Origin of the sequence: Microbacterium sp. cx-55, assembly GCF_021117345.1 — a bacterium.
Classification (GTDB): Bacteria; Actinomycetota; Actinomycetes; order Actinomycetales; family Microbacteriaceae; genus Microbacterium.
On sequence record NZ_CP088261.1, the window covers coordinates 1,926,795 to 1,951,167 of the forward strand.

Here is a 24,373-nt window from a genome sequence, read left to right on the forward strand (position 1 = left end):
TCGCCCTCCCCGCGTCAGCTCAGCTCCGCCGGAGGTGTGCGCAGATCCGCACCGGGCATCAGATCGAGCTCCGCCCACGCCACGTCGTGCCAGGCGCCGTGCTTCCACCCGATCCGGCGATGCAGTCCGGCCCCCTCGAACCCGTAGCGCTCGTGCAATCGCATGCTGGCCGGATTCGGCTGTGTGATCGCCGCGACCGCCCGTCGATATCCGCGCGCGCGAAGGTCGCGCAGCAACCCGTCGTAGAGCGCCCGCCCCCCGCCCGCGCCTCGATGGTCGGGGCGGACATACACGCTCACCTCGCAACTCCAGCGATAGGCGGCGCGGGCCTTGAATGGTCCGGCGTAGGCGTACCCGACGACCGATCCATCGATCTCCCAGACCAACCACGCGTGCCGGTCCTGCGCCTGCGCGATACGACGGGCCATCTCCGTCTCGGTGGGAGCCTCGGTCTCGAAGGTGATCGCCGTGTTCTCGACGTAGTGGGCGTAGATCGCCGCGCACTCCGCAGCGTCGCTCGGCTGTGCCGTTCGGGTGGTTCCCTCGTGATGCATGTTCGTATAATAGGCACTATGCGTGCACATAGTGACACTCCCGCAGCGTCCGACGATCTCGGACCGGCGCTCGGCCGTGCGGTGCATTCCGCGCGGTCCGAACAGGGCCTCTCCATCTCGGGCCTCGCCACGTCGTCCGGAGTGTCGCGCGCGATGATCGCGCGGATCGAAGGCGGCGATGTGCAGCCGACGGCGGCGCTGCTCGCCCGGCTTTCCGCCAGCCTCGGTCTCACGCTGTCCGAACTCATCGCCCGCGCCGAGTCCGACGGCACCCGCCTGCGCCGCGCCGCCGAGCAACCGGTGTGGACGGATCCCGAGTCCGGGTACAGCCGCCGTGCACTGTCGCCGTCCACCGGCGCGGCGATCGAGCTCATCGAAGTGACCCTTCCCCCGGGGGCATCGGTCGACTATCCCGCCGAGGCGTATCGGCACATCACTCAGCAGATCTGGGTCATGTCCGGAACCCTGCGATTCCGGGAGGGCGCCGACGTTCACGAGCTCCGGTCCGGCGACTGTCTGCAGCTCGGCGAACCCGCTCACTGCGCGTTCGAGAGTGCCGGCCCGTCGGAGTGCCGGTACATCGTGGCGCTCGCCAAGACGGCGCATCCTCGCCGCTGACGTCCCGGACACAGCGATGGCCCCGGTCCAGGCGGACCGGGGCCATCGCTGATGGTCTGTGGATCAGGCTTCGCTCATCGCGCGAACCTCGGCCTGCCCCTTGGCCGCGTAGTACGCGGCACGGGCCGCATCCTTCCGCGCCTGCTCGGCGTACCCCGCCTCGAGCTCCTCCTGCGGCACCTCGACGTTCGGCGCGTGCGGCACGCCGTTGTACTTCTCGATATACGCGTCGAGCTCCGGACCGCTGGTCCAGGAGGTGATCAGGCAGTAGCGCGGGTCGGTGCCGCGGTGCGTGGCGGCGTGCCACAGCCGCTGGGTGTCGATGATGAGCTGAGCACCCGCCGGAAGAGCGATGCGAACCTCGCCCTTCGGGTCGGTGCGGTTCTCCCGGAGCACGAAGAAGCTGTCGGTGTCGTTCGTGAGGTTGAAGAACCCGCGCACGACCCAGCCGGTGCCGTCGGGGTTCAGACGGTTGTTGTCGTCCTGGTGGAGGTTGTACAGCGTCTCGCCGTAGGGCGTCGGCTGCAGCTCGATCACGCGGCACCGGCCGACGTTCGCGCCCGGCTCCTGCGCGCGGCGGGCCAGGTTCGGGGCCTTCGCGACCTGCGAGTCGATCCAGACGCCGTCCTTGTCGGTGCGCGGCGGCTTGTGGTTCCAGAAGCCGTTGCACTCGATGTCGCCGAAGGCGCTGGCGAGCGGGGCGAACCGGGTGTCGCCCGAGGACTTCCAGTCGTTGTACTCGATGTCGAGCCACTCTTTGGGATCGAGTTCCTGGTTATAGCTGTCGAGGACGACATAGCCGGTCTCTTCGAGAGCGGCAGACTTGATGTAACCCATGACGGATCACGCCTTTCTTCTGGGGCCAGCGAAGTTTTTACAGGCCCTGGTAAGGGCAGCCTACCTCCCGTGTTCCGCCGAGCCGAGGGGCGACGCGGGCCTCGGAGGGCATCCACATAGAGTGGGATGCAGGTGGTTCCGACCACCCGTCGGAGTGCACGTCGAGGGACGAGAACGAGGAACATGGTCAGCGCCACCAACGTCGATGCCACGGCCGTGAACACGATCGCCTGGCTGTCCGCATCCGACACCCGGATCGTCGTCCCCGTCTACCAGCGCCAATATCGCTGGGACATCGGCGCATGCGAGCAGCTCCTCGGCGACATCCGCGCGGTGGCCGACCTCGGCGATGGGCACACGCACTTCCTCGCCTCGATCCTGTCGTCCCGGGGCAGCGATGCGGACGCGGGCGAGCTCGTGCTGATCGACGGCCAGCAGCGCATCACGACGCTCATGCTCCTGATCGCGGCGCTGCAGCACACCGTCGCCCACAGCGACCCGGCGCTCGCGGCGGAGACGCAGCGCGTGCTCGTGCGGTCGGATGATCCCGAGCGCACCCGGCTGCGCCCGCACCGGGCTTGGGCCGGCGTCTTCGAGAGCATCGTGCGGGGCCGGCACTCCCCCGGGGCCGACGAGCCCGAGTCGCGGTTCGCCGACAACTACGCATTCTTCCGCAGCCAGATCCGCGCCGACGAGGCCCCGCGCATCTGGCGGGGACTCCAGCGCCTGGAGCACGTCGCGATCGCGCTCGGCGCGGGCGCGAACGCGCAGCAGATCTTCGAGAGCCTGAACTCCACCGGCGAACCCCTCCGCGATCACGAGCTCATTCACAACTACGTGCTGATGGGCCTCTCGCACGCCGAACAGACGGCGGTCGAAGACGCATTCTGGGTGCCGATCGAACAGAACACCGGCTCGTCGATCGCCGACTTCTGGCGGCACTACCTCGTGATGCGCACGGGGCGAGAGCTCGCCGGGGCGGCCCCCCGGGGCGTGTACGAGGCGTTCCGTCGCGAGTTCCCGGTGCTCGATCCGGCGTCGCTCCCCCACCACGCGGCCGAGTGGAAGCAGTTCTCCGAGATCTATCGGGTGCTCCTCGAACCCGCGCATGCGCCCGACGAACACGTCGCCCGGCACCTGGGTTACGTGAACACCTTCGGGCGCAGCATGTATCCGCTCGTGCTGCGCGCGTACGGCGAATGGGTGCGCGGAGAGACCGATCGGGATGAACTCGTGGCCGTGCTCGAGAGCATCCAGTCGCTGCTGGTGCGACGAGCGATCGTCGGCCTGTCGAACGACCGTCTCGTGGCCCGGCTGTGCCGGGCGCGCAGCGAGAGCGCCGAAGAACTCGGGCGCGCGTTCGGGCGCATCACCCCGTCCGATGTGCGCGTGCGGGCCGCGCTCAAATACACCGACCTGCCGCATCCGGCGTACGTCCTGGGCCGCATCTCGGGGGTCGATTCGGTCGCCGAGTTCGGCGTGGAGCACGTCTTCCCGCTCGTGCCGGGTGACGGCTGGAGCGGCGACGACACGCGGGTGTGGGCGGACTACTCAGATGACGAGCAGAACAGCCACCGCGCCCTGGCGCGCACGCTCGGCAACCTCGCGCTTCTGGAGGATCCGCTGGCCGAACGGATCCTCGATGCGTCGTTCCCCGACAAGCGCGCGATCTACGCGAAGAGCGACGTGCCGCTGACGCGCGCCTTGGCCGCGCGGGATGCGTGGGGAACGGCCGCGATAGCCGAGCGCACCGTGACCCTGAGCGACACGTTCGTCGCGACCTGGGAGCGCCCGGTCGACGTGCTGATCGATGACGACGACCTCACCCCGATCCTCGACGCGACGCAGCGCCGCGGCTTCCCGCCCGGCTGGCAGCGGGAGTGGTCGTATGTCGAGTACCGCGGCGAGCACTGGGAGATCTACGACGTCGCGGCACTCTTCAACCGCATCTTCAGACGGCTGTGGGCCGACGCGCGCAGCGCGGTCATCGCCTTCAGCGACCGCCGCGGCGGGCCCGTCTACGACGCCCAGGCGTGGAACGGTCAGTGGGACGAGCTCGGCGACGGCGCGTTCCTCTACATGGGCTGGGACTCGGGTTACATGCTGAGCGCCATCCAGGGCGTGCTCGATGAAGCGGGGATCGCCGCCGAGGTCTTCGTCAAGTACTCCTACATCGGCACCGCGATGCGCGACTGACCGGCCGGGCGATCGACCGGCCGGCGGATCAGCGCCTGATCGGCGTCCAGCCGGGCGGCAGCGGATCGTCGTAGGCGGCGCGTTCGTCGTCTGCCGCCCGCGACCACCCCTGGGCGGCATCCGGGTTCTCGGACGCGCCGCGCGCGACGCGGAACCCGACGTCATCCTGGGAAGAACCGGGTGATCCGCCGCGTCGGACGGAGGCACGCACGCTCCACGCGTCGTCGGCGAACCCACCGCCGCGGAAGACGCGGTAGTCGCCGTAGCGGGCCGGGTCCAGAAGGTCCCAGCACCACTCCCAGACGTTCCCGAGCGTGTCGAACATGCCGTTCAGGTTCGGCATCTTGCCGCCGACGTTCTGCGGTGCGCCGACGCCGTCGAGCGATGTCCATGCCACGTCCGGAAGCGCGCCGTAGTGCGGAGCCGACGAGCCCGCGCGGCAGGCGAACTCCCACTCTGCCTCGGTGGGGAGGCGGAAACCGTCGGAATCCGCGCTCCAGCGCACATCCGATCCGTCGAACGTGTACGCCGGGTCGAGCCCCTCCCACTCCGACAGCGCGTTGCAGAATCGCACCGCACGCGTCCAGCTCACATCGACGACCGGGCGACGCGGATGCGTTCCGCCGAGGCCGAGCAGTTCACCGAACGCATCCTGGGTGATCGGGTACACCGAGATCTCGAACGGCTCGAGATCGACGTCCCGGCGGATGCGGCGCCGCGCGTCGTGGAGCGTCACGGTGCCGCCGGGGATCGCGGCCAGCTCGATGTCGGTCACCCCGGAACTCTACGCGCGCAGACGCAACGCCTCCGCGCGAAGAACGGCCAGCGCGGTGACGGATGCGGCGGCCGACCAAGCCTGGGGGCGACAGGCCGCGGGGTAGGGCACCGGAGCGCCGGTCTGCGCTTTCGGGTCGCCCGCGTGCAGCTCGGGCACGCGATAGTCGAATCCCTCTGCGGCGTCGAGCAGCGCCCCCACGACGGATCCCGCGGCCTCGACCAGCCCGGCGCGCAGCATGCCGTGCGCGGCGATCGCGGTGTCATGGGTCCAGACGCTGCCGCCGTGGTACGAGAGCGGCCAGTAGCCGGCCGCATCCGTCGACAGGGTCCGGATGCCGAACCCGCTCGACATCGTCGCGCCGAGCAGAAGACGGGCCACGTGCGCTTCTTCGTCGGGGTCGAGGATTCCGGTGCCGATGAGGTGGCCCACGTTGCTCGTGAGCGTGTCGACGGGGCGCTTGTCGCGGTCGAGCGCCACGGCCGGGTAGCGGCCCTCGGGCGTGCTCACCCAGTAGGCCCGGCGGAATCGGTCGCGGAGGGCCGCCGCCCACTCGCGCAGGTCTCCCGGAACGTGCCCACCGTCGTGATCGTCCAGAGCCTCGAGGATGTCGGCGGCTGCGACGGCCGCTTCGTACGCGTATCCCTGGACCTCGCACAGGGCGATCGGCCCCTCGGCCAAGCGACCGTCGCGCCACTGGATCGAGTCGCCCGAGTCCTTCCACCCCTGATTGGTGAGCCCGCGACCCGAGCGATCGATGTAGTCGAGGAAGCCGTCTCCGTCGCTGTCACCCGAGACCAGCATCCACTCGAGCGCGCGATGCAGCGCGGGAAGCAGGTCGCGCACCTCCTGCTCCGGCATACCGGCCCGCCAGGCGTCCGCGAGCAGGCAGATCCACAGCGGCGTGGAGTCCACGCTCCCGTAGTAGAGCGGGGGGAGCACGACGCCCTCCCCCGGTATCTCGAGCGCCGTCGCCCGCAGCTCGTGCAGGATCTTTCCCGGCTCCTGGGCCGTGTCGACGTCGTCGATACTCCCCTGCAGACGGGCCAGGACCCGGAGGGTGGATGCGGCGATGCCGACGTCCCGCGGAAGGGCCAGGCGTGCCGACCACAGCGAGTCCCGCCCGAACAGGGTGAAGAACCAGGGCGCGCCGGCGGCGTAGAACTCGTCCGCGGGGTGGCCGGGGATCACGAGCCGCAGGGCATCGAGATCGGAGAGCGCGCGGCGAAGCCAGGCGCCGAGTCGGGGCTCGAGCGCGCGGCCTTCCGCGATCGCCTCGTCGTGGCCGCCGGCCGAAGGCCCCGTCGGTGCGGCGACGACGATCTCGTCGTCGTGCAGGGCGAGCGCGAAGGTGACGGTGCGCGCACTCCGCGCCGGCGCGGTCACCGTCCACCGCGCGTGGATCCCGTCCGCGTCGACCGCGATCTCGGCTTCCGGTGCCCGCAGCACGCTGCGTTGCGGGCCGGAGACGATCACGGCCGTCTCCCCCTCCACGCGCACGTCCACGTCGCCACCGCCGGGCTGCCCGGCTTTCACGTCGTGCATCGAGGCGAAGTCGGGGACGAGTCGGAGACGGAGCTCGGTGGTCACGTCGACGTCCCGGCCGTTACGCAGCATCCACGTCTCGGTCAGCGCGCCCGGGCCCACTCGTCGAGAACGCTCGAGACGCACCCTCGGGTCGGGTTGGCCGCCGTCGAGTCCGCGCAGAAGTCCGACGAACAGCAGGTCGCTCGCCCCTTCCTCCGCGGCGGAGATCCACTCGATCTCGGAGCCCTCGCACGCGCATTCGAGCAGGCGCACGTGCCGCACATCGCCGTGGTAGACCCCGTGGATCGGCGCTGTGCCCAGGTCTCCCGTTCGCGCGGACCACACCTGGGTCGGCGCGCGCAGGGCGATGAGCGCGTCGTGCAGGAACGGCTGCTGCGCGGATACTGCCGCGGTCGTCTCGACGGTCATTCCTTGACGGCCCCTTCGCTGGCGTTCATGATTCGGCGTTGGAAGATGAAGAACATCACGGCGACGGGGATCGTCATGATGGCGGCGGCGGCGAGCTTCAGGGGGAACTGACTGCCCTGGCTGAGCTGTCCGCTCGCCAGCGATGCGACCCCCTTGGTCAAGGTCGTGAGTTCGGGCGACTGCGTCGAGATCACGAAGTGGCTCAGCTCGTTCCACGATCCCTGGAACGAGAGGATCACGATCGTGATCAGCGCGGGCCGCGCCATCGGCAGCACGACCGACCAGAAGATCCGGAACGACCCGGCCCCGTCGATCCGCGCCTGCTCCTCGACCGAGGGCGGGATCGACTCGAAGAAGTTCTTCATGATGAACACGCCCGCCGCATCCACCAACAGCGGCAGGATCATGCCGGCATACGAGTCGTAGATGCCGAGCTGGTTGATCACCAGGAACTTCGGAATCAGCAGAACCACGGTCGGCACCGCCATGACCGCGACGAGCGCGGCGAAGACGACGCCACGGCCGCGGAAGCGGAGCCGGGCGAGCGCGTACCCCGCCAGCGAGTTGAAGAACACGCGCCCGGCCGTGACGAACACCGTGACCACCGCCGAGTTGGCGAACCAGACCGGGAAGTCCGAGTTCAGGAACAGCCGCTCGTACGCCGCCCACGTCAGGGGGTTCGGCACGAGCGACATCGGGTCGGCGGCGGCGTCCGCATCCGTCTTCACCGATGTCGCCAGCTGCACGAGGAACGGGGCGATGTAGATCGCCGCGAGTGCGAGCAGGAGCGCATAGAGCGCGATCTGCCACGCCAGCCCGCGTCGGGGCCTCCCCACGCGCCTCTTCTTCGGAGCAGCCGGCGCCGCCGCCGCGCCGCGCTGCTCCGCGAGCACGTCGGCCTGCAGGGGGGTGATGCCGCTCATGATCGGCCGCCCTTCACTTCGTACTGCCGGGCTCGACGCCGCGACACGGGCCGATCCCGCAGGATCCAGCGCTGCAGGATCGTGAAGGCCACGATGATCACGAAGAGCACGAAGGCGATCGCCGCGCCCTGACCCCACTGCTGAGAGATGAACGCGGAGTCGTAGCTGAGGTAGGCGGGGGTCAGCGTCGTCTTCGCGGGGCCGCCCTGGGTGCCCGTGTAGATCTGGTCGAACACCTGCCAGGTGCCGATCAGGCCGAGCGTCAGCACGGTGAACAGCGTCGGCTTGAGCTGCGGAAGAGTCACGCGCCAGAAGCGCTGCCAGGCGTTCGCGCCGTCCATCATCGCCGCCTCCTCGACATCGGCTCCGATGTTCTGCAGCCCCGCGATGAACAGCAGCATGAACGTGCCGGATGTGGTGAAGATCGCCATCAGGATGAACGCCGACATGGCCACCGACGGGCCGGCCGCCCAGTCCCACCAGCTCACCCCGAGGAAGTCGTTTCCGGTCAGCACCTCGGGACCTGTGGTGACCCCGAACACGCCGAGCAGGTTGTGAAGCACCCCGCTCGGGTCGTTGAACCAGTTGGGCCCGTTGATACCGAGCCAGGACAGCACCTCGTTGATGGCGCCGGAGGTGGAGAACAGGAAGAGCCACAGAACGGTGATCGCGACCGAACTCGTCACCGACGGAAAGTAGAAGGCCGTGCGGAAGAACCCGCGCCCGCGCAGCACCGCGCGGTTGACCAGCACGGCCAGGAACAGGGCCAGCGCCGTCTGCAGCGGTACCACCAGCAGCACGTACCAGGCGTTGTTGCGGAGCGCGATGCCGAAGTCGCGACGGGCGAGCCCGCTCTCGGTCGTGACCGCGGCGTAGTTGTCGAGGCCGACGAACCCCACTGTCGAGGCGAGGGGGCTGCCGCGCCCACTCCAATCGGAGAAGCTCACCCACAGCGCCATCAGCACGGGGATGAGCAGGAACACACCGAGGATGACGAGCACGGGGAGCGTGAAGAGCCAGCCGGCGGCGGCCTCGCCGCGCCGAAGTCCCGCGTGGGGGGCTTCGGCGCGGGGGGCCGCGAGGCGAGAACGGTCACAGCGAGACGCCCTATTCGACGATCGCCTCGAGGTTCGACTGCGCCGAATCGAGGATCGACTGCGGGTCCGCGGTCTTGAGCGTCTCGAGCTGCGCGTTGAAGTCGCTGATGACGTCCGCGGCACCGGCCATCGTGGGCGGGAACTGCGCGTACTCGGCGCCGCTCAGGAAGGCAGTGAGGTCGGGGTTCGCGCTCGTCCATGCATCCGCCGCCGATTCGATCGACGGCATCGGTCCGAACGCTTCCGAGAACGCGAGCTGCTGATCCGTGCCCGTGAGGTACTCGACGAGCGCGAGCGCGGACTCCTGGTTGCCGCTGTCTGCCGCCATGCCCCAGCAGTTCGTGAACTGCAGGGTGCCCTTGCCGCCCGGACCCGCCGGGAGCTCGGCGACCGTGTAGGCGACATCCGGGTAGTCGTTGGTCATGGCTCCGGTGATCCAGTTGCCCTCGATCACCATCGCGGCCTTGCCGGTTCCGAACGCCTCGCCGCCCCAGCCCGCCCCCACGTCGGCGGCGAAGGCGAAGCTGCCGTCGTTCAGGTGCGTCTTCACGTAGTCGAGCGCCTCGAGGTTCTCCGACCCGTTCGCAATGACCGCGCCGTCTCCGTCGACGAGTCCTCCCCCGGCCTGGGCCATGAAGGCGCCCACCCGCTGGTACTCGGCGCCGAACGCGAGCCCGACGTGGTCGGCCGTCGTCAGCGTCGCGGCGACGTCGGCAAGCTGATCCCAGTCGGTCGGGATGTCGGCATCCGTCAGTCCGGCGGCCGCCCAGAGATCCGTGTTGATGATGAGGCCCAGCGTCGAGAAGTCCTTGGGCGCGCAGAAGAAGTCGCCGTCGAGGCTGAAGTTGTCGACGAGCGACGGATAGAAGTCGTCCTTGTTCGCGAGCTGGTCGCCGTAGGACGCCAGGGACCCGTTGCCCGCGTACCCGGCCAGCGCCTCCGGGGCGAGGTAGAACAGGTCCGGCGGCGAACCGGCCGCGAACCCCTGGGAGAGCTGCTGCGGAAGGTCGTTCGCCACCTGGACGGTCGCGTCGACGCCGGACTCGGCCGACCAGGCGTCGACGGCGGCTTCCACGGCCGCGGTCTCGGCGTCGCCGGACGAGCCGATCAGGAGCGTCAGTGCTCCGCTGCCACCGGACGCGGTCTCGCCGGCGTCGTCGAACCCGGAGCCGCCGCAGCCCGTGAGGACGAGCGCTCCGATCGTGAATAGCGTGCCCGCTCCGAGCAGCGCGCGCGTGTTCCGTTCCATTTCTCTCTCCTTTGATGAGTGCGATCGTGCGGGCAACGGTGCCGTCGTCGATCATTCGAACAGAATTTGATCGTTCAAGTCTTGTCGGCGATGCTAAGCAGACGTCGTTCCGGTGTCAAGGTTCCCGCGCGGCTTAGGATGGCGATTTGATCCGATGACGGCCGAAGGAGGCATTGCGTGTCGAAGTCACCGACGGTGGAAGACGTGGCTCTGGCGGCGGGCGTATCTCGCCAAACGGTGTCGAACGTGCTCAACTCACCGCACATCGTGCGACCCAAAACGCGCGAACGCGTCGAAGACGCCATCCGCTCCCTGAACTACCGTCCGCACGCGGCCGCGCGGCAACTGCGCACCCGACGGAGCTCGACGATCGGCATCCACCTCGACCCGTATGCCGGCGGTGTCTCGGGCGTGGTGCTCGACCGCTTCGTGCACGCGCTCACCGAACATGCCGGCGAGCGCGGGATGCGAGTGATGCTGTACGCCGCACGGGACGCGGACGACGAGATCGAACGGATGGGCGAGCTGGTCGACCGGGGCGAGGTCGACGCGATCGTCATCACCGGTACGTTCCGCGGAGACCCGCGCACCGGATGGCTTGCCGCGCACGACGTGCCGTTCGTGTCGTTCGGCCGCCCATGGGGCGCGGATGATGTCGCCGATCCGGCGCATCTCTGGGTCGACGTGGATGGCGCGGCCGGAACCCGCGCGGCGACAACCCATGCGCTCGGCATCGGCGACGGGCCGGTGGCCTTCTTGGGTTGGCCGTCCGGGTCGGGCACCGGCGATGATCGCGAGCGGGGCTGGCGCGAGGCCCTGTCGGGCGTCGGCGAGGGCCCGCGCTGGGTCGCTGAGGAGTCCGTCGACGAAGCGCGCCGCGTCGTCGGCGAGGCGGTGGCGGCAGGAGAGGTGACGCGGGCCGTCGTCTGCGCCAGCGACTCGCTCGCGATCGGTGCGCAACTGGCGTTCGTCGCCGCCGGCCGGGACGTACCGGTGATCGGGTTCGACAACACGCCTGCCGCCGAAGCGCTCGGCATCTCCAGCATCGAGCAACGCCCGGAGGACGTCGCCTCCGGCGCCCTGCAGCTCCTGATGGGATCGAGCGGCACGATCGTCGCTCCCCGCGTCGCGGCCGCCGGCACCGCGCACGTGCTGGTCGAACCACGTCTCGTGCTGCGCTGAGCGCCGTGAGACGCGCGGTCCGCGCGACTTCTCCGGGCCGGGTGGTTACCGCGAGACGACGGTGAGGGTCGTCGTCGATCGGTAGGTACCCGCGGGGACGTCACCGGGGACCTCGAGTCGAAGGAGCGCACTGAGAACGGCCCGACCGACTCCGGTTCCTTCCGCCGCCGATGCGAACGTCATCGCCCCGGTGCCCGCGGCGAAAGGCTCCGCCAGAACGACCCCTCGCGCCGTCGAGTCCGTCGGAACCCTCACGGGCGAGAACGTCAACGCGTTCGCTGGCATTCGGGCGCTGTCGGCGATGAAGTCCGTGGTGGTGACCTGGACCGTGTATCCCGGCCGCGAGAGAACGCGAGCATCCTCGACAGCGAACGCGGGCAGTACCCCGGTGGACACCCGGATCCCGTCGTGCCGGGTCTCGGGCATCAGGGTCACGCGGGCGCCGACGGGAACGGCGAGCGAGAGCGCGCCATCGTGACCGTCCACGACCGGCGCCTCGATGCCGATCTCGCCCGCCGTCGGATCGACCGCGGGTGCACTGCATCCGGATCCGGCTTTCGCCGCGCCCGGGATCCGCGCCACCTGCGCGATGCCGACCGCGACGAGAGCGGCCGGGAGCGGCGCGTATCCGAGCGACGCAACGCGCTGCTGCCCGGCGCACAGGGCGTAGCGAGCGAACGCGGCGAGCGTCTCGCCCTTCGCCACCGTGAAGCGAGTGCTGGTCTCGGTGGGCACCATGAGCGCGGCGTAACCCGAGATCGGGTATGCGATCGGATCGGCGCTGCGGTACACGCCGTCGAGGTTCGGCGTCTCGGCGGCGGACGACGAGTCGGGGTCGATGTCGACCCCCGCGAGTGCCGCGGTGACGTTGACGGCGCCCGGACCGACGAAGTCGCCGTGCGCATTCCGCACCGCTGCCACCGTCAGCCCCAAGCTCTCCGCGTACGATGCCTCGACGTACGCGATGGCTCCCCTGCCGTAGCTCTGCGAGACGTATCCGGCGACCCCCAACGAGCCGCTCTGTGCACGGAACGCGGATGTCGGCGGCACAAAGAGCGACGTTTCCCCCTGCGTCCAGATGTTCGGATGCTCAGACGCCATCCACGCGGTGAACTGCGAGGAAGAACCGGAGGCATCGGCCCGGACGACCGGAACGACGGCGAGGTCAGGAAGGGCGATGCCCGGGTTGTCGGCGAGCAACTGCGGGTCGTTCCACCGCGTGATCGCTCCGCTGAAAATCCCCGCTATGGCCGCGCCCGACAATCGGAGATCGGCGAATCGTGCGCCGTCGATGGTGAGGTTGTAGGCCAGGGCAGTGCCACCTCCGAGGAGAGGCACAGAGGCGTAGGCGCGAGCGGGCAGCGCAGCACCGGAATTCCCCTCCGGGGACCGAGGGAAGGGCACCTCGCCGACCGCGAAGTCGACGTTCTCCCTCATGAAGTCCTCGCGCCCCGCAACGGAGCCGGTTCCGGCGTAGGAGACAGTCATCCCCTCGTCCGCCGCAGCATCTCTGGCCCACGCACTCATTGCGCTCTGCGCCCACACGGACCCGGAGCCGGAAACGGATGCGCCGCTCGCCCCCTGCGCAGGAACGGCACCCAGCACGAGAACCGCGCTGACGACAACGAACACCGCCAGGCGAGCCGTCCGGCGCGCCGTCCGTTCTCGCGCTCCGGACACCGTGAACATTCTTCTCCCCCGCACGACTGAACGGTATCGAGGGGAGGACCCTCGACGCGCCGACCGCGCCCAGTGTGCGCATGCCGTTCACCCGTAGGTCACGGGCCGACGAATCCGCGATGCGCCCTTCGGCACTTGAGCGTGGCGACCCGACGATGCGAAGGATTCCCTCGAATCCGCCTTCGCGGTCGTCATCTGCCTCCGCCTGCCGATGCTCGGCGGGTGCGGGCCGTCCGACGCTCGTAACTCCTCCAACTCCGCGCTTTCGGGCAGGAAAGTAGCGACGGCGGTCGATTCTGGAGGAGTTAGCCGAGCTAACGCCGCCCCAAAGGAGCGAGCGACGGGGTCAGCTCTATTCAGGCGGCGCGGGCGGTGAGTTCAACCCTGTTCGGGGTACGCAAAAACCCCCGGAAAACCGGGGGTTTTACATTGCTGGGGTACCTGGACTCGAACCAAGAACAAAGGTACCAGAAACCTCCGTGTTGCCAATTACACCATACCCCAAGGGCTACTCCGAGAAGCAGCACCGAGTGTCTAGCTTAGACCACCCCGGGCGATGGTTCAAACCGGCCCGACGTGGAGCGAACTCATCGGCGCCGCATCCGAGACGCAACGACGCGCTTCGTAGTGTGCAGCGGTGACAACCGTGGACACCCCCCTCTCTCCGCCCGTATCCATCCGGAATCCGAAGCGACTCGCGTGGCCGATCGGGTTGCTCTCCCTGTCGGGCATCGCCGTCGTGCTGACGGCGTGGAACGTATCCGGCTCGATGAGCGAGTACTACGGCGCGATCGCGCTGTCGATGAGCCAGAGCTGGTCGAACTTCTTCTTCGGCGCCTTCGATCCGGCGGGCACGGTCACTCTCGACAAGATCCCCGGGTCGTTCTGGATCCCGGCCCTCTTCGTTCGCGCCTTCGGCTTCTCCCCCGCCATCGTGATCGTCCCGAACGCGTTGGCGGCCAGCGCGGCGGCGGTCGTCACCGCGATCACCGCGCGGCGCCTGGCCGGCACGGGCGCGGGACTCTTCGCCGGCGCGATCGTCGCGACCACGCCGATCCTCGTCGCCGTCGCCCGTTCCAACCAGCCGCAGTCGTTCTTCGTTCTCGCCCTCGCGCTCGTCGCGTGGGCGTCGGTCCGGGCGATCCAGCGGGCGAGTCTTCGCTGGTATCTCGTCGCGGGGCTGTTGATCGCCGTCGCGTTCCAGACCTACATGCTGGAAGCGTGGGCGGTGTGGCCGGCCCTGGCCGCGGCGTATCTGTGCACCCGCCAATCGTGGTGGCGGCGCATCTGGCACACCGCGGTCGCCGGCGCGCTCAGCCTCGTCGCCTCGCTGACCTGGGTCGCGATCGTGTGGCTGATTCCCGCATCCGCGCGCCCCTACGTGGGCGGCACCAACTCGAACAACCCGTGGGAGATGGTGTTCGGATACAACGGCCTCGGACGATTCACGGCATCCGCCGACAGCACCGACTACCGATCGTTCACACCGCCCTTCTCGGGTGACCCCGGTGCCCTCCGGCTCGTCAACGAACAGCTCGCCGGACAGATCGCCTGGCTGCTGCCGGCGGCGTTGCTCGCGATCGTGGTGCTGGCCGTCCTGCGCTTCCGGTCGGCTCTCGTGGTCTTCCTCGGCGTGTGGTTCGTTACCTTCGCCGCCATGTTCTCGGTCGTCGCGGGAATGCACCAGTTCTACACGTCGGCGCTCGCGATTCCGGTCGCTCTCCTCGTGGGAACGGCGTTCTTCGTCGCCCGCGCGCGGCGGGTGCTGTGGGCGCAACTCGCGCTGCTCGCGACCGCCGCGGTCACCGCCGTCGCTGTCGCCGCGATGTACACCGACCCCACCCCGGTCCTCGCCGGCGTGCAGGCGGCCATCGCGGTCGTCGCCCTGGTCGCGCTCGTCGTCGAGCATCGGCGCCGAGTCGCGCGCACCGCGACGGTCGTGCTCGTGCTGATCGGGATGCTGTTCGCTCCGGCCGCGTGGTCGGCGCTGACCATCGCCGCGCCGAGTTCGATCAACCCGACGGCGGCCGGGGTGGCGGTCATGTCCGTGGGCGGCGGGGCCGGCAGCGGCGGATTCGGCGGCGGGTCCGGCAGCGGCGCGCCCGGTGCGGGCGGCAGCGGCCCCGGCGCCGCGCCCGGGGCAGGCTCCGGCGCCCGAGCCCCCGGCGGGTCGGCCCCCGGCGGATCTGCGCCGAACGGCGGCATGCGGGGCGGCTCGTCGGCCCGTGACGGCGGCTCGTCGACGACCGGCCGCACTCCCTTCTCCTCCGTCGAGGCGGGGTCCGATGGCGAACTCATCGACTACCTCGTCGCACATCAGGACGGGGCGAGCTACCTCGTCGCGACGTTCGGCGCACAGGCGGCAGCGTCCCTCATCATCGATTCGGGAGGTGAGTCCGTCCTCCCGATCGGCGGATTCGGCGGCAGTGATTCCGTGCCGACGCTCGAGGAGTTCCAGCAGATGGTCGCGGCCGGCGAGGTCGTCTATGTACTCGGTTCGGCGACGGGAGGATTCGGCGGCGGGTCGTCGTCGTCGACGACCGAGGCGATCAGCGCGTGGGTGCAGGAGAACTGCGCCGTCGTGAGCGACGCCCCGGGCACGGCGACCCTCTCATCGTGCGCCGCCGTGGATGCGGATCGACCCGCCTCGTGACGCGTGCACGCACCGGAGCGTGCGCGGTGGCCGGACGGGTCGATAGGGTCGCGGAATGACCGAGCGCACCGTGCCGAACCTGCCCTCCCGCGACTTCGCCGCAACGGTCGCGTTCTACGGGGCCTTCGGCTTCACCGTCACACACCGGAGCGATGAGTGGCTGGTGCTGCGCCGAGGAACCCTCGAGCTGGAGTTCTTCCGATTCCCCGATCTCGCACCAGAGGACAGCTCCTTCATGTGCAGCATCCGCGTCGACGACGTCGACGAGCTGTATCGAGCGATCGCGGCGGCCGGGGTCGTCGAGGCATCGACGGGTCGCCCGCGCCTACTTCCGGTGCGCCCGCAGCCGTGGGGGCAGCGCGCCGGGTTCCTCGTCGACCCCGATGGATCGCAGTTGCACCTGATCCAGAACGGGCCGACGCCCGAGTCGGCTCCCGCGTGACCTCGGACCCCTGACCCGTCGCCCGGGTCAGCCGACGCGCTGCACGAGAGCCCCGAGACGACGGATGCTCTCGGACTTGCCGAGCAGCTCGAGGGACTCGAAGAGCGGGGGTGAGATGCGCCGTCCGCTCGCGGCCACGCGGAGCGGCCCGTACGCGACGCGCGGCTTCAGGCCGAGACCCGCGATGAGCGTTTCCTGCAGGTCCGCCTGGATGCGCTCGGTGACGAACTCCGCCTCGGGAATGAGCTCGAGGGCGCCCACCGATGCGACGAGAACCTCGCCGGCGTTGGCGGGCAGTCCCTTCAACGCATCCTCGTCATAGACGACCTCGTCGCGGAACAAGAACCCGAGCAGCCCCGGCACCTCGCCGAGCAACTGCACGCGCTCCTGCACGAGCGGGGCGGATGCGGTGATCAGCGCCTGCTGCTCCCCCGTCGGAGTGTCGCCGATGAGACCGGCCTCCCGCAGGTACGGCAGGATCCGCGTCTCGAAGTCTTCGGGCGACAGCATCCGGATGTGGTCACCGTTGATCGACTCCGCCTTCTTCTGATCGAAGCGAGCGGGGTTCGGGTTCACGTCCGCGATATCGAACGCCGCGACCATCTCGTCGAGTGAGAACACGTCGCGGTCGGGCGCCAGCGACCAGCCGAGAAGCGAGAGGTAGTTGAGCAGGCCCTCGTGGATGAAGCCCTTCTCGCGCTGCAGGAAGAGGTCGGCCTTCGGGTCGCGTTTGGAGAGCTTCTTGTTGCCCTCTTCGCCGAGCACGAGCGGCATATGCCCGAAGCGCGGCACGAAGTCGGTGACCCCCGCCTCGACGAGCGCGCGGTAGAGCGAGAGCTGACGCGCGGTCGAGGGCATCAGGTCTTCTCCGCGGATGACGTGGGTGATACCCATGAGCGCATCGTCGACCGGGTTCACGAACGTGTAGAGCGGCACTCCCCCGGCGCGCACGATCACGAAGTCGGGGAAGGACCCGGCGGGGAAAGTGACCTCGCCCCGGATGAGGTCGACGTAGGTGAGATCTTCGTCCGGCACACGCAGGCGCCAGGCGGGTTCGCGTCCCTCGGCCCGGAAGGCGGCCTTCTGCTCGTCGGTGAGATCGCGGTCGTAGTTGTCGTAGCCGAGCTGCTTCGCGCGACCGTTCGCGACGTTGCGGGCGTCGATCTCTTCGGCGGTCGAGTAGCTCTCGTAGACGACGCCCGCCGCGACGAGCTTCTCGAGCACGCCACGGTAGAGGTCGTGCCGCTCCGACTGGCGGTAGGGCGCGTGCGGGCCGCCGACCTCGACGCCCTCGTCCCAGTCGATCTCGAGCCAGCGCAGGGCATCCAGCAGCTGCTGGTAGCTCTCTTCGCTGTCGCGGGCCGCATCCGTGTCTTCGATGCGGAAGATCAGCTTGCCGCCGTTGTGCCGGGCGTACGCCCAGTTGAACAGTGCCGTGCGGATCAGGCCGACGTGCGGCGTGCCGGTGGGCGAGGGGCAGAACCGCACGCGCACTTCGGCGCCGGTTGCGGTGGTGGTGCGGGGATCTGGTGCGGAAGCCATAGGCATCCAGCCTACCCGCGCGGGGTCGGCGCTCCCGGCGGGATCGGCGCCGGCCGGATGCGGCGTCAGCTGCGGTACGCGCGGTCGTCGCCGATCGCCGCGATCGCTCGGGTGAGGGCCGCGAGGCCCGCGCGGAGCGCCGGTACCCGCTCCGCGTCGTGCGCGGTGACGACGTGCAGCGTGCGTTCCTCACCGGGAAGCGCGATCGCTCGAACGCCCGGCAGGACGGGGAACGATTCGACGGCCAACCGCGGCAGGGTCGCGACGCCGGTACGGCGGGCGACCATGCTCTCGACCGCGACGATGTTGTCGGTCTCGAACGCGATCCGGGGCTCGAAACCGGCACGCGCGCAGGACTCGAGCAGATGCCCCCGGCAGCGCGGGCATCCGGCGATCCAGTCCTCCTTGGCGAGCTCCGCCAGATCCACGGTCGTGCGCGCGGCGAGGCGGTGGTCGGCGGGTACGACCACCAGCAGGTCGTCGGAGCCCACGGTGCGAACCGCCAGCCCGTGGGCGCTCGCCCCGTGCGGATCGTCGCGGTCGCCCGGGTAGCTGAACGTGAGCGCGATGTCGGCTCTCCCCTCGCGGACGGCGGCGACCGCCTCCGGGGGCTCCGCCTCGACGTAGGTCACGGTGAGCCCGGGCGAGCGTTCCGCGAGATCGGCGAGGATGCGCGGCACGATGGTCGGCGATGCCGAGGGGAATGCGACGAAACGCACCCGCCCCGACTGCAGCCCGCGCAGCTCCGAGAGCTCCCCCGACGCCGCCGTCAGGGCGCGGTCGACTTCCGCAGCGTGGCGCGCGAGGACGCGCCCGGCGTCGGTCAGTCGCACCGATCGCCCGACCCGCTCGACGACCGCGAGCCCGAGCCGCGACTCCGCTCGACGCACCTGCTGGCTGACGGCAGGCTGGCTGTAGCCGAGCGCCGCGGCCGCCGCGGTGATCGACCCGGCCTCGGCGATGGCCCGGATGACTCGGAGGTCGGCGAGTTCGAGGTCGGTGTCATCCGTCACGTCGAAACCATAACATCAGCGCATGTTTTCGATCACACACATGTTGTAGACGAATGCGAGACAGCCCGGGATGCTGGACGCATGATCCTCCCCGCCGTCCTCGCCCCGCTTCGCGGCGCGTTCACGGGCGGCGCCGGCTACCTCTCGGCCTGCACCTCGGGGCTCTGGATGCGGCCGACGCACGATGCGATCGTGGCCGATCTGGAACGGGGTGCTCGCACGGGTGCCGACCCGGCGCGGTACGACGCCGCCGTCGTCGAGAGTCGTGCGGCCTTCGCCCGCCTGGTCGGTGTGGCCCCCGGCGCGGTCGCGATCGGATCGCAGACGTCGGTGCTCGCGGCGCTGATCGCCGCCAACCTTCCCGACGGCGCGCAGGTGCTGTGCGCCGAGGGCGACTTCTCCTCCGTGGTGCTCCCGTTCGTGCACGCGGGTCGAGGGATCCGCATCCGCACCGTGCCGCTCGCGCACCTCGCCGAGGCGATCGATGCCGAGACGACACTCGTCGCCTTCTCGATCGTGCAGTCGGCGACCGGAGAGGTGGCGGATGCGGCCGCGATCATCGCCGCGGCGCGGCGTCACCGTGCGCTCACGTTCGCCGACGCGACGCAGGCGATCGGATGGCTGCCTGTCGACGCCACCCTGTTCGACGCGCTCGTCTGCCACTCGTACAAGTGGCTGTGCGCGCCGCGCGGGGTCGCCTTCCTCACTCTGAGCGACGCGTACGTGCGCACGCTCCGCCCCGTGCAGGCCGGATGGTTCGCGGGCGAAGACCCCTGGTCGTCCTGTTACGGCGCCGACGTCGATCTCGCCGGCGACGCGCGCCGGTTCGATGTCTCCCCCGCCTGGCAGGCCTTCGTCGGCGCGGCCCCCGCGCTGACTCTGTTCGCGGATGCCGACCGCCACGCTCTGCACCGCTACACGACCGGGATGGCCGATGAGTTCCGTCGCCGCCTCGACCTGCCTCTCCCCGAACGCCCCAGCACCATCGTCGCCTGGCACGACCCGGACGGGCAGTCGCTCGCGGATCTTCGCGCCGCCGGCATCGTCGCATCCGGTCGCGCCGGGCGGGCGCGGGTCGCCTTCCACATCTTCAATGACGAGGAAGACGTCACCCGCGCCGCACGGGCACTCGGCCGCTGACGCGCCCGAGCGGAGAACACACCGTCACCGTCCCGACCAACACGAGCGCCGTGAGGGCAAGACCGTCGTAGCCGATGTTCGTCAGCACCCATCCGGCGAGCACCGAACCGGCCGCCGCGCTCAGGGTCATCGCGGTGTCGCTGAGTCCCTGCCGGCGCGGGCGCCGGAGAGTGGGCGTCGACTCCGTCAGAAGCGCCGCGCCCGCGACCGTCGCCGCGCTCCAGCCGAGCCCGAGCAGGAGAAGCGCTACGGCGACACCGACCTGCGAGTGCGGGAAGACCGCCGCGACCACGAGCGATGCGGCCAGCACCGCCTGACCGACCAGGATCACGGCGAGCCGGCCGATCCGGTCGGCCAGCCATCCGAACACGGGCGAGAGTCCGTACATGCCGAAGACGTGCAGCGCGATCGTCACCCCCACGACGACCGTGACGTCGCCGCCGTGCACCATGTGCGACAGGTGCACCGGCGTCATCGCCATCACCGACGCCATCACGACGTGACTGCCGGCGACCGCGAAGATCGCGTAGCGCGCCGCGCGCGGGCGATCGACATCGCTGATGCGTCCTGCTCTCGCCGCTCCCGAGGTCGCGATGCGCTGCGCCCAGAGCAGCGGGTCGGGGCGCAGTGCCACCAGATACAGCGTGAGCGCGAGCACCTGTGCGACGAAGGAGAAGAGATACGAGCCGGTCAGGTGCGGCATGCCGAGCGCCTGCCCGACGACCTCGCCGGGACCGACCAGCAGCGGTCCCGCGACCCCGCCGACGGTCGTCGCCCACACCACGACCGACAGATCGCGTGCGCGACGTCGGTCGGTCGCGAGATCGGTCGCGGCGAAGCGGGACTGCAGGTTGCCGGCGTTTCCCATGCCGATCAAGACGACCCCGACCAGCAGCAGGGGGAACGATCGGACCGCGGCGGCCGTAACGACGATCGCGATCCCGACGAGCGCGAGGCCGTTGCCGAGGGTCAGCGCGACGCGGCGACCGCGGCGCCCCGCGAGTCGGGCGAGCGGGATGGCGGCCAGGGCTGCGCCGAGGGTGACGGATGCGGTCGCGAACCCCGACAGTCCGTCCTGACCCGAGAGGTCCGCCGCGAGCAGGGCGCCGAGCGACACGGTCGCGCCGAAGGCGACCCCGCCGAGCACCTGCCCCGCCGCGAGGACTCGGACCGTGCGCCGCTGGGCGCCTTCGATCTCAGAACCGGATGGCGCCGCATCCGGCATCGCGCTCACGCGTCGCGGACGGTGTTGCGCAGAATGCCGAGCCCGGTGATCTCCACCTCGACGACATCGCCCGCGACGATCTCGCCGACGCCCGCGGGCGTCCCGGTGAGGATGACGTCGCCCGGAAGCAGCGTGAAGGCGGCCGAGGCGTAAGCGATCACGTCGGCGACGGAGTGCACCATGTCGGTGAGCGGGGCGTCCTGGCGGACGTCGCCGTTGACCCGGGTCACGACGCGCGCGTCGCCGGACGGATCGAACTCGGTTTCAATGGCCGGACCGATCGGGCAGAACGTGTCGAAGCCCTTCGCGCGCGCCCACTGCCCGTCGGAGCGCTGCAGGTCTCGGGCGGTGACGTCGTTCGCGATGGTGTAGCCGAAGACGTACTCGTGCGCGCGTTCGGCAGGCACGTTCTTCGCGATGCGGCCGATGACGACCGCGAGCTCGCCCTCGAACTCGACCCGCGCGGACTGCTTCGGGCGCACGATCGAGTCGTTCGGGCCGATGACCGAGGTGTTGGGCTTGAAGAACAGCATCGGCTCGGCCGGCACGTCGTTACCGAACTCGGCCGCGTGCGCGCGGTAGTTGCGTCCGACCGCGACCACCTTCGAACGCGGAATGACCGGCGCCAGCAGGGCGATGTCGGAGATGGGGACGCGAACGTCGGTGGTCTCGTACCCGACGAACATCGGGTCACCGGCCAGAACGACCAGTTCTTTCCCGTCGACGATGCCGTAGGTGATGGCGTCCTGGTGACTGAAGCGCGCGATTCTCACCCGCTCAGCCTACCCAGGACGCCGATCTCCGGGACTCCCGCTCTCGGTGCCGCCATACCCACCGCGCTCGGTGCGCCACATCCGGTGTGTCCCACATCCGGTGCCCCCTCGCCTTCTGTGTCCCACATCCGGTGCCCCGTCGCCTTCTGTGTCCCACTTTTTGCCGCTATGGGCGGGTCAGAGCGACAAATAGTGGGACATGGGCTGCAAATAGTGGGACATGGATGCGGAGACGCCACCGCCCGAGGGCACCACCGCGCGAGGGGTCAGGCGTCGAGGCGCAGCAGCCAGCCGTGCGTGTCTTCGCGACGGCCGTACTGGATGTCGGTGAGTTCCTCGCGGAGCGACAGGGCGAGCGAGCCGGTGGGCTGCTCGTCGAAGAAGCCTTTGCCCTTCAGCACGCCGATCGGAGTCACGACCGCGGCCGTACCGCATGCGAACACCTCGACGATGTCACCGGAGGCCACACCCTCGCGCCACTCGGCCAGCGACACGTCACGACCCTCGACCTTGTGGCCGCGGTCGCGGGCGAGCTGGAGGATCGAGTCGCGGGTGATGCCCTCGAGGATCGACTCGGACTGCGGGGTGACCAGCGTGCCGTCCTTCTTCACGAAGACGATGTTCATTCCGCCGAGCTCTTCGACGTTGCCCTCCTGGTCGAGGAAGACGACCTGGTCGCACTCGTTCTCGTAGGCCTCGGACTGCGGCAAAAGGCTCGCGGCGTAGTTGCCGCCGGTCTTGGCCGCGCCCGTGCCCCCCTTGCCGGCGCGCGCGTAGTCCTCGCTCAGCCAGATCGACACGGGCTGCACGCCGCCCGTGAAGTAGGCGCCGGCGGGGCTCGCGATCACGTAGTAGTTCACCTTGTTCGCCGGGCGCACCCCGAGGAACGCCTCCTTGGCGAACATGAACGGTCGCAGGTACAGGCTCTGGTCGGCGCCGCTCGGCACCCAGGCGCCGTCGACCGCGACGAGCTCGCGGATCGACTGCACGAAGTACGACACGGGCAGTTCGGGCAGCGCGAGGCGGCGGGCCGAACGCTGCAGACGTCGTCCGTTCTGGTCGGGTCGGAACGTGTGCACCGAACCGTCCGCGTGCCGGTAGGCCTTGATGCCCTCGAAGATCTCCTGGCCGTAGTGCAGCACCGCGGCGGCGGGGTCGAGCGAGATCGGACCGTACGGCTGCACGCGCGGGCGGTGCCATCCGCCGCCGACCGACCAGCAGACGTCGACCATGTGGTCGGTGAAGTGCGTGCCGAAGCCCGGGTTCTGCAGGATCTGCTCGCGCTCGGCCGCGCTCTTCGCGTTCAGGTTCTTACGCACCAGGAACGAAAGAGGGGCAAGGCCGGCGTCCGGATCGGTATCGAGAAGAGTCATGAGTGTCTCGCTTCATCTGCGCACGACGTGCGCGGTGGTCGGGGGCGGCGACGGATGCTGCGATCCAGGCTACGCCTGGACGCGCTGGGCGATCGCGCCGCCGATCTCTGCGGTGGGGCGCGCGTGGGCGCCGCGGGTCGCGATGTCATCTTCCACGGCGCGGGTGACGCGAGCGGACTCGCTCTGCAGCCCGAGGTGATCGAGCAGCAGCGCGACGGACAGGATCGCGGCGGTGGGATCGGCCTTCTGCTGGCCGGCGATGTCGGGCGCCGAACCGTGCACGGGCTCGAACATCGACGGGAACGCGCCGTCCGGGTTGATGTTGCCGGATGCGGCGAGGCCGATGCCACCGGTGACGGCGCCAGCCAGGTCGGTCAGGATGTCACCGAAGAGGTTGTCGGTGACGATCACGTCGAAGCGGCCCGGGTTCGTGACCAGGAAGATCGTTGCCGCGTCGACGTGCAGGTAGTCTACGGCGACCTCCGGGTGCTCGGCGGCCACCTCGTCGACGATGCGCTTCCAGATCCCACCGGCGTGCACGAGCACGTTGGTCTTGTGCACGAGGGTCAGCTTCTTGCGCCGACGCTCGGCCTGCGCGAACGCGAAATGCACGACGCGCTCGACGCCGAAGGCGGTGTTCACCGAGGTCTCGTTCGCGATCTCGTGCGGGGTGCCGACGCGGATCGCGCCGCCGTTGCCGACGTAGGGGCCCTCGGTGCCCTCGCGGACGACCACGAAGTCGATCTCGCCGGGCGCGGCGAGCGGCCCTGGGGCGCCCGCGTAGAGCTTCGACGGGCGCAGGTTCACGTAGTGATCGAGCGAGAACCGCAGCTTCAGCAGGAGTCCGCGTTCGATGTTCGCGTTCTTCAGTCGGGGATCGCCGGGCACGCCGCCGACCGCTCCGAGCAGGATCGCATCGTGGCCCGCGATCGCGGTGAGATCCTCGTCCGTCAGGGTGTCGCCGGTCTCGAGGTATCGCCCGACACCGAGCGAGAAGCGCGTCTTCTCGAAGGAGACGTCGGATGCGGCGGTCACCGCGTCGAGAACCTTCTCGGCTTCGGCGACGACCTCCGGACCGATGCCGTCACCGGGGATGACGGCGAGCTTCACGACGCGCGACATGGCACTCCTTGATCACGATGCCG

At 69.7% G+C, this 24,373-nt stretch carries 20 protein-coding genes and 1 tRNA gene; 6 read left to right on the forward strand and 15 right to left on the reverse strand.

All coding sequences use genetic code 11. The features are described 5' to 3' along the window. Positions 1–14: 14 nt before the first annotated feature. The gene (locus LQ938_RS09085) at positions 15–554 is read right to left on the reverse strand and encodes a GNAT family N-acetyltransferase (protein ID WP_223720921.1); all 540 of its coding nucleotides are present in this window, start codon (positions 552–554) and stop codon (positions 15–17) included. A gap of 18 nt (positions 555–572) precedes the next feature. Here LQ938_RS09085 and LQ938_RS09090 point away from each other — a divergent pair, with 18 nt between their 5' ends. Beyond that, on the forward strand, positions 573–1,172 hold the full coding sequence (locus LQ938_RS09090) for a helix-turn-helix domain-containing protein (protein WP_223720920.1): 600 nt from the start codon (positions 573–575) through the stop codon (positions 1,170–1,172). Between the two features lie 63 nt (positions 1,173–1,235). Here the strand turns inward: LQ938_RS09090 and LQ938_RS09095 are convergent, their stop codons facing one another. Further along, positions 1,236–2,009, reverse strand: coding sequence for a hypothetical protein (locus tag LQ938_RS09095; protein ID WP_223720919.1), 774 nt, complete (start codon positions 2,007–2,009; stop codon positions 1,236–1,238). A gap of 183 nt (positions 2,010–2,192) precedes the next feature. Between LQ938_RS09095 and LQ938_RS09100 the strand changes: the two genes are divergently transcribed. Further along, complete coding sequence (locus LQ938_RS09100) at positions 2,193–4,205, forward strand: DUF262 domain-containing protein (RefSeq protein WP_223720918.1); 2,013 nt, start codon at positions 2,193–2,195, stop codon at positions 4,203–4,205. 28 nt (positions 4,206–4,233) lie between these two features. Here LQ938_RS09100 and LQ938_RS09105 read toward each other — a convergent pair whose 3' ends face one another. From LQ938_RS09105 to LQ938_RS09125, 5 genes are all read right to left on the reverse strand, one after another. Beyond that, complete coding sequence (locus LQ938_RS09105; protein ID WP_223720917.1) at positions 4,234–4,980, reverse strand: formylglycine-generating enzyme family protein; 747 nt, start codon at positions 4,978–4,980, stop codon at positions 4,234–4,236. Between the two features lie 9 nt (positions 4,981–4,989). Beyond that, entirely contained in the window at positions 4,990–6,936 is a 1,947-nt protein-coding gene (locus LQ938_RS09110) for a glycogen debranching N-terminal domain-containing protein (protein WP_223720916.1), read from the reverse strand. Beyond that, positions 6,933–7,859: a carbohydrate ABC transporter permease gene (locus tag LQ938_RS09115; protein WP_223720915.1), complete on the reverse strand. Its 927-nt coding sequence runs from the start codon at positions 7,857–7,859 to the stop codon at positions 6,933–6,935. Before LQ938_RS09115 ends, LQ938_RS09110 begins: the two co-directional genes overlap by 4 nt. Next, the gene (locus LQ938_RS09120) at positions 7,856–8,860 is read right to left on the reverse strand and encodes a carbohydrate ABC transporter permease (RefSeq protein ID WP_223720914.1); all 1,005 of its coding nucleotides are present in this window, start codon (positions 8,858–8,860) and stop codon (positions 7,856–7,858) included. Before LQ938_RS09120 ends, LQ938_RS09115 begins: the two co-directional genes overlap by 4 nt. A gap of 106 nt (positions 8,861–8,966) precedes the next feature. Further along, positions 8,967–10,205, reverse strand: coding sequence for a sugar ABC transporter substrate-binding protein (locus tag LQ938_RS09125; RefSeq protein ID WP_223720913.1), 1,239 nt, complete (start codon positions 10,203–10,205; stop codon positions 8,967–8,969). A gap of 177 nt (positions 10,206–10,382) precedes the next feature. Between LQ938_RS09125 and LQ938_RS09130 the strand changes: the two genes are divergently transcribed. Continuing rightward, a complete protein-coding gene (locus LQ938_RS09130; RefSeq protein ID WP_223720912.1) occupies positions 10,383–11,387 on the forward strand; it encodes a LacI family DNA-binding transcriptional regulator in 1,005 nt (334 codons plus the stop codon). Between the two features lie 45 nt (positions 11,388–11,432). Here the strand turns inward: LQ938_RS09130 and LQ938_RS09135 are convergent, their stop codons facing one another. Both LQ938_RS09135 and LQ938_RS09140 read right to left on the reverse strand, forming a co-directional pair. Further along, on the reverse strand, positions 11,433–13,067 hold the full coding sequence (locus tag LQ938_RS09135; protein ID WP_223720911.1) for a substrate-binding domain-containing protein: 1,635 nt from the start codon (positions 13,065–13,067) through the stop codon (positions 11,433–11,435). A 432-nt stretch (positions 13,068–13,499) separates the two neighbouring features. Further along, positions 13,500–13,571, reverse strand: a tRNA-Gln gene (locus LQ938_RS09140). Positions 13,572–13,704: 133 nt separating this feature from the next. On the opposite strand from LQ938_RS09140, the gene LQ938_RS09145 reads away from it, so the two are divergent. Beyond that, positions 13,705–15,720, forward strand: a complete 2,016-nt coding sequence (locus LQ938_RS09145) for an ArnT family glycosyltransferase (protein WP_223720910.1) — start codon at positions 13,705–13,707, stop codon at positions 15,718–15,720. A 55-nt stretch (positions 15,721–15,775) separates the two neighbouring features. After that, positions 15,776–16,162, forward strand: coding sequence for a bleomycin resistance protein (locus LQ938_RS09150; protein WP_223720909.1), 387 nt, complete (start codon positions 15,776–15,778; stop codon positions 16,160–16,162). Positions 16,163–16,189: 27 nt separating this feature from the next. On the opposite strand, the gene gltX is transcribed toward LQ938_RS09150, so the two are convergent. Then, positions 16,190–17,704 carry a glutamate--tRNA ligase gene (gene gltX, locus LQ938_RS09155; protein WP_223720908.1) on the reverse strand — a complete coding sequence of 505 codons (1,515 nt, stop codon included), beginning with the start codon at positions 17,702–17,704 and terminating at the stop codon, positions 16,190–16,192. Between the two features lie 65 nt (positions 17,705–17,769). Next, positions 17,770–18,717, reverse strand: a complete 948-nt coding sequence (locus LQ938_RS09160) for a LysR family transcriptional regulator (protein WP_223720907.1) — start codon at positions 18,715–18,717, stop codon at positions 17,770–17,772. A gap of 81 nt (positions 18,718–18,798) precedes the next feature. Between LQ938_RS09160 and LQ938_RS09165 the strand changes: the two genes are divergently transcribed. Further along, positions 18,799–19,857 (forward strand): aminotransferase class V-fold PLP-dependent enzyme, encoded by a 1,059-nt coding sequence (locus tag LQ938_RS09165; protein ID WP_223720906.1) that lies wholly within the window; start codon positions 18,799–18,801, stop codon positions 19,855–19,857. On the opposite strand, the gene LQ938_RS09170 is transcribed toward LQ938_RS09165, so the two are convergent. The 4 genes from LQ938_RS09170 to LQ938_RS09185 all read right to left on the reverse strand — a co-directional run bounded on the left by LQ938_RS09170 (position 19,826) and on the right by LQ938_RS09185 (position 24,350). Beyond that, positions 19,826–21,082 (reverse strand): MFS transporter, encoded by a 1,257-nt coding sequence (locus LQ938_RS09170; RefSeq protein ID WP_223721614.1) that lies wholly within the window; start codon positions 21,080–21,082, stop codon positions 19,826–19,828. The two genes, LQ938_RS09165 and LQ938_RS09170, sit on opposite strands and share 32 nt — an antisense overlap. Before the next feature lie 5 nt (positions 21,083–21,087). After that, entirely contained in the window at positions 21,088–21,855 is a 768-nt protein-coding gene (locus LQ938_RS09175) for a fumarylacetoacetate hydrolase family protein (protein WP_223720905.1), read from the reverse strand. A gap of 266 nt (positions 21,856–22,121) precedes the next feature. Further along, a complete protein-coding gene (locus LQ938_RS09180) occupies positions 22,122–23,228 on the reverse strand; it encodes a branched-chain amino acid aminotransferase (protein ID WP_223720904.1) in 1,107 nt (368 codons plus the stop codon). A 69-nt stretch (positions 23,229–23,297) separates the two neighbouring features. Then, complete coding sequence (locus tag LQ938_RS09185; protein WP_223720903.1) at positions 23,298–24,350, reverse strand: 3-isopropylmalate dehydrogenase; 1,053 nt, start codon at positions 24,348–24,350, stop codon at positions 23,298–23,300. Positions 24,351–24,373 lie beyond the last annotated feature (23 nt).

Excerpts from the sequence above, each read along its gene's own strand:
- LQ938_RS09165 (WP_223720906.1), top strand. The coding sequence starts at position 18,799 with ATGATCCTCCCCGCCGTCCTCGCCCCGCTTCGCGGCGCGTTCACGGGC.
- LQ938_RS09125 (WP_223720913.1), bottom strand. The coding sequence starts at position 10,205 with ATGGAACGGAACACGCGCGCGCTGCTCGGAGCGGGCACGCTATTCACG.
- LQ938_RS09170 (WP_223721614.1), bottom strand. The coding sequence starts at position 21,082 with ATGCCGGATGCGGCGCCATCCGGTTCTGAGATCGAAGGCGCCCAGCGG.
- LQ938_RS09110 (WP_223720916.1), bottom strand. The coding sequence starts at position 6,936 with ATGACCGTCGAGACGACCGCGGCAGTATCCGCGCAGCAGCCGTTCCTG.
- LQ938_RS09150 (WP_223720909.1), top strand. The coding sequence starts at position 15,776 with ATGACCGAGCGCACCGTGCCGAACCTGCCCTCCCGCGACTTCGCCGCA.
- LQ938_RS09085 (WP_223720921.1), bottom strand. The coding sequence starts at position 554 with ATGCATCACGAGGGAACCACCCGAACGGCACAGCCGAGCGACGCTGCG.
- LQ938_RS09100 (WP_223720918.1), top strand. The coding sequence starts at position 2,193 with ATGGTCAGCGCCACCAACGTCGATGCCACGGCCGTGAACACGATCGCC.
- LQ938_RS09180 (WP_223720904.1), bottom strand. The coding sequence starts at position 23,228 with ATGACTCTTCTCGATACCGATCCGGACGCCGGCCTTGCCCCTCTTTCG.
- LQ938_RS09185 (WP_223720903.1), bottom strand. The coding sequence starts at position 24,350 with ATGTCGCGCGTCGTGAAGCTCGCCGTCATCCCCGGTGACGGCATCGGT.
- LQ938_RS09095 (WP_223720919.1), bottom strand. The coding sequence starts at position 2,009 with ATGGGTTACATCAAGTCTGCCGCTCTCGAAGAGACCGGCTATGTCGTC.
- LQ938_RS09115 (WP_223720915.1), bottom strand. The coding sequence starts at position 7,859 with ATGAGCGGCATCACCCCCCTGCAGGCCGACGTGCTCGCGGAGCAGCGC.
- gltX (WP_223720908.1), bottom strand. The coding sequence starts at position 17,704 with ATGGCTTCCGCACCAGATCCCCGCACCACCACCGCAACCGGCGCCGAA.
- LQ938_RS09090 (WP_223720920.1), top strand. The coding sequence starts at position 573 with ATGCGTGCACATAGTGACACTCCCGCAGCGTCCGACGATCTCGGACCG.